This is a genomic window from Deinococcus rhizophilus (assembly GCF_030271215.1).
Lineage (GTDB): Bacteria > Deinococcota > Deinococci > Deinococcales > Deinococcaceae > Deinococcus > Deinococcus rhizophilus.
In genome coordinates this window covers 4,108-8,229 of the sequence record NZ_JASNGB010000129.1, presented here as the reverse complement: position 1 = coordinate 8,229, position 4,122 = coordinate 4,108, and the positions used below count along the sequence as shown (strand labels likewise).

Annotated in this window: 4 protein-coding genes; all 4 read right to left on the bottom strand. The window is 73.2% G+C overall.

Translation table 11 applies throughout. The annotated features are described in order from the left end of the window. Nucleotides 1-147: 147 nt before the first annotated feature. A complete protein-coding gene (gene serA / locus QOL99_RS12440; RefSeq protein WP_285524234.1) occupies nt 148-1,794 on the bottom strand; it encodes a phosphoglycerate dehydrogenase in 1,647 nt (548 codons plus the stop codon). Between the two features lie 291 nt (nt 1,795-2,085). Next, nucleotides 2,086-2,727, bottom strand: coding sequence for a leucyl/phenylalanyl-tRNA--protein transferase (aat, locus tag QOL99_RS12435; protein ID WP_285524235.1), 642 nt, complete (start codon nt 2,725-2,727; stop codon nt 2,086-2,088). A gap of 107 nt (nt 2,728-2,834) precedes the next feature. Next, complete coding sequence (locus QOL99_RS12430; RefSeq protein WP_285524233.1) at nt 2,835-3,245, bottom strand: PaaI family thioesterase; 411 nt, start codon at nt 3,243-3,245, stop codon at nt 2,835-2,837. A 24-nt stretch (nt 3,246-3,269) separates the two neighbouring features. Then, nucleotides 3,270-4,122 (bottom strand): M23 family metallopeptidase (locus QOL99_RS12425; protein ID WP_285524232.1); only part of this gene is annotated, 853 nt, incomplete at its 5' end.

Genomic DNA, 4,122 nt, shown 5'->3' with positions numbered 1-4,122 from the left:
GGGACCGCGCCCGCCGCGCCGTGAGGGGAGCGCCGCCGGGCCGGGCGGATGGGTTGAGCTTCACCCGGTCAGGCTAGCGCGGGGGCCGGGCCGGGAGGTGTGCGGGATTCGGCGTCCGACCCGAGTGCCCCGCTCTCCCCGCTGCCCCTACACCTGCACCAGATAGGCCGAGTCGATCATGCCGAGGCCCCGGACGGCCGCGAGCTGCCCGGGCGTCAGGCCGTCGTCCAGCGTCAGGGTAAAGAGGGCCTGCCCGCCCCGCTCGGCGCGGCCCAGCGCCATGCCCGCGATGTTGACGCCCCAGCCCCCCAGCAGCGCCGAGAGCGCGGCCACCGCACCGGGCCGGTCCTGGTTGGAGGCGATCAGGATGAAGCCCTCGGGGGCAAGCTCCACCCGGAAGTCGCGCAGCCGGGTCAGCCGGGGGCTGCGCCCGAAGACGGTGCCGCCCACCGTGCGGGTGCGGGGGCGGCCTCCCTCGCCGTGGGCGGTCACGCGCACGATGACCTCGGTCTGGTAGTCGGGACTCCCGGCGTCCTCGCGCACGGTCAGGGTCAGGCCGCGTTCGCGGGCCAGGGCGCGGGCGTTGATCAGGTTGGGTACCTCGTCGGTGCTGCCCGACAGGTAGCCCACCAGCGTCGCCGTGACGACCGGCGCGGGGTCGGCGGGAAAGTCACCCCGGAAGGTCACCTCCAGTTCGTGCGCTCCCGGCAGCAACTGGGTCAGGATGCGGCCCAGCTTCTCGCCGAGGTCGAGGTAGCCGCCCAGCAGTTCCAGGGTGCGGGGGTCCAGCGCGGGCGCGTTCACGGCCCCCCGGCTCACGTCCCCCTGCAGGGCGGCGAGGACCCGGCCCACGATCTCGGCCCCGACGCGCTCCTGGGCCTCGGCGGTGTTGGCGCCCAGATGCGCGGTGACGCTGAGGTTTGGGGCGTCCAGCAGCGCGTGCCCCGGCGCGGGCGGTTCCTCCACGAACACGTCCACCCCCGCGCCCAGCAGGTGCCCCCGGTGCAGGGCTCCTGCGAGCGCCGCCTCGTCCACGATGCCGCCCCGCGCCGCGTTCACGACGACCGCGCCGGGTTTCAACCGGGCGAGTTCGCGCTCCCCGATCAGGCCCCGCGTCTCGTCGGTCAGCGGGGTATGGACCGTCAGGAAATCCACCCGGCCCAGCAGCTCATCCAGCGTGTCGGCCCGCTCCACGCCCAGACGCCCGAACTTGTTCTCGGGGACGTAGGGGTCGTGGGCGATCACACTGAGCCGCAGCCCCTGCGCCCGGTCCGCCACGACGGACCCGATGCGGCCCAGGCCCACGATGCCGAGGGTCTTGTCCTTGAGCTCGGTGCCCAGAAACGTCCGGTCCCACTGCCCCGCCCGCGTCCGGCGGTCCGAGCGCGTCAGGCCCCGCGCGGCGGCCAGCAGGTGCGCGAGGGCGAGTTCGGCGGCCGAGACGGTGTTGCTCTCGGGCGCATTCAGCACCAGGATGCCCCGGCGTGAGCAGGCGTCGAGGTCGATGTTGTCCACCCCCACGCCCCCGCGCCCGACGACCCGCAGCCTCGGCCCCGCCGCCGCCAGCAGTTCGCGGTCCACCCGGGTGCGGCTGCGCGTGATCAGGGCGTCGTAGTCCGGCAAGCGGCGCAGCGTCTCCTCACGCGGGAGGTTGCCCGCGTAGTCGATCTCGAAGCCCGCGTGCTCCAGGGCTCCGGGGTTCATCTCGTCGCAGATCAGCACCCGCAGGGGAGCGGTGGGGGACTGCGGGCCGGGAGACAACGGGCCGGGACGGGGGGGCGGCGGCAGCGTCATGCCCCANGATCAGCACCCGCAGGGGAGCGGTGGGGGACTGCGGGCCGGGAGACAACGGGCCGGGACGGGGGGGCGGCGGCAGCGTCATGCCCCAGCCTAGAGCATTGGACAGAATGACGGCCCCCGGGGAAGGGCGCCCCAGGTGCCTCCCCGAATGCCCAATGCTCTTCTTCAATTCGCTCGCTCTGCTGCGCAGCTTTGCAAGTCCGCTCGGCCAACGAATGCGGAAACCCACCGCATTCTTATGGCAAATGCTCTAAGTGCCCTGCTCCGGCAGGGGGCGGGGGCTGGCTAGGGCGTGAGGGGCGAACCGTGCAGGTCCACGTCCAGCGCCAGCGCCGACCGCAGCCGCCGGGCGTACTCGTCGCCTCCCACCTCGTAGACCCCCAGCCGGGCGATATGGGGATTCTGAATCTGCGCGTCCAGCAGGGTGAAGCCCCGCGCGTGCAGGTGCCCCGCCAGCCGCACGAGGGCGACCTTGCTCGCGTCCCGGACGCGATGGAACTTGCTCTCCGCGATAAAGGCCCCGCCCAGGCTCAACCCCAGCACCCCGCCCGCGAGCTCTCCCTCCCGCCAGACCTCGAAGGAGTGGGCCAGCCCGGTCCGGTGCAGGTGCGCGTACAGCTCGGCCAGCGGCGGGCTGATCCACTCGCCGTCGCGCTCTGGCGACCCCGGCAGGCGGCCCCGGCACCCCTCCACCACGTCCGCGAAGGCGGTGTCCACCCGCACCTCGAAGCGCCCCAGCTCCCGCCGCAGCCGCCGCGCCACATGCAGCCCCTGCGCCTCGCTGAGCGGTACGAGCGCCCGCGTTTCCACCGCGTACCACCCCACCCCGTCGCCGTTGTCCATCAGAAAGGCCCCCGACGCGTACCCCCGCGCGACCTCGCGGGTCAGGGGGTCGGGGTGCTGGAGGAAGTGGGAGGCGTGTGGTATGTGGCTTCTCGCTGGTGGCTGGTGGAAAGACTGGTGGAAAGAAGAGAAGGGCCTGAGCTTCAGCCCCGACTGCCTACACTCCGGGGCACAAGCGACAGGCCACAGGCTCATTTCGGGTACAGCACCGCCTGCGTGCAGCGGAAGAGCGCCATGACCCGGCCCTGTGGCCCCCGCACCTCGGCGTCCCAGACCTGGGTGGTGCGCCCGGCGTGGACGGCGCGGGCCTCGCAGGTGATCACCCCGTCACGGGCGGTCGAGAGGTGGTTGCTCTTGAGTTCGATGGTGGTGAAGTTCTCGGCGCCCTGGGGCAGCAGCATCCGGGTGCCGTAACCGCAGGTCGTGTCCGCCAGCGCGATCACCGACGCCGCGTGCAGGAAGCCGTTGGGCGCCAGCAGCTCCGGCCGCACGGTCAGCTCGGAGCGCAGCAGGCCGCGCTCGGCGTGCGTGAAGCGGATGCCCATCAGGCCGGGCAGGCGGCCCTCGCCAAAGGCGTTGAGGTCCTCGAGGGTGGGGAGCATGGGGGAGAAGGTAGCAGCCCGGCGCTACCGGGGCCACAGCCGGTTCATCCACCCTGCCGGATTGGTGCCCTCGCCGCGCACCCGCAGCTCGAGGTGCAGGTGCGGCCCGGCGCTCAGGCCGGTGGACCCGACCTCGCCGATTTTCTGGCCGCGCGTGACCTTCTGGCCGACCTTGGCGGTGACCCGGCTCTGGTGGAAATACAGGCTGGTCAGGCCCGCCCCGTGGTCGATCACGACGAGGCCGCCGCGCACCGGGTACATCCCGGCCATCACGACCGTGCCGTCGTTGACGGCCAGCACGGGGGTGCCCACGGGCGCGGGGTAGTCGGTGCCGTAGTGGTACTGGACCGGGCCGCCCGCCACGTAGGTGCGCGGCTGCCCGAAGGCGCTGCTCTGGGATCTGACATTCACGGCGGGCGCGAAGGGCCGGGTCCAGACCTGGGGCGTGCGGCGGGCGTAGGCCTTCTCGACCGCCGCGTCCTCGGCCTTGCGGCCGGGGTCCTCGAGCTTGCGGCTGATGGCGCGGGGCAGGTTGAGGTGCTGCACGCTCTGGCCCAGCCCCGTCACGGGAATGCTGCCGCGCAGGGCCTGACCGCCCAGCGCGACCTCGTAGGTCACCGGGGTGGTCTTGCCCAGCACCACCCGACCCGGCACCACGTACTCGCCCGCCGCGCCCACCGGCGTCAGGCGCTCGGCAGGCAGCCGGACGTTCTCGCCCACCTCGCTGAGAAAGCGCACCGTGACCTCGCCCGCCTGCGCCCCGCTGAGGCGCAGCACGAAGGCGTCGCCCATCCGCGCCGTCGCCGGGGCCGTCACGGAGACGCCCTCCAGCCGGGTCACGCGGGTCAGGGGAGGCGCGGCCGGAACCGGGGGCGTG

Excerpts from the sequence above, each read along its gene's own strand:
- QOL99_RS12430 (WP_285524233.1), bottom strand. The coding sequence starts at position 3,245 with ATGCTCCCCACCCTCGAGGACCTCAACGCCTTTGGCGAGGGCCGCCTG.
- serA (WP_285524234.1), bottom strand. The coding sequence starts at position 1,794 with ATGACGCTGCCGCCGCCCCCCCGTCCCGGCCCGTTGTCTCCCGGCCCG.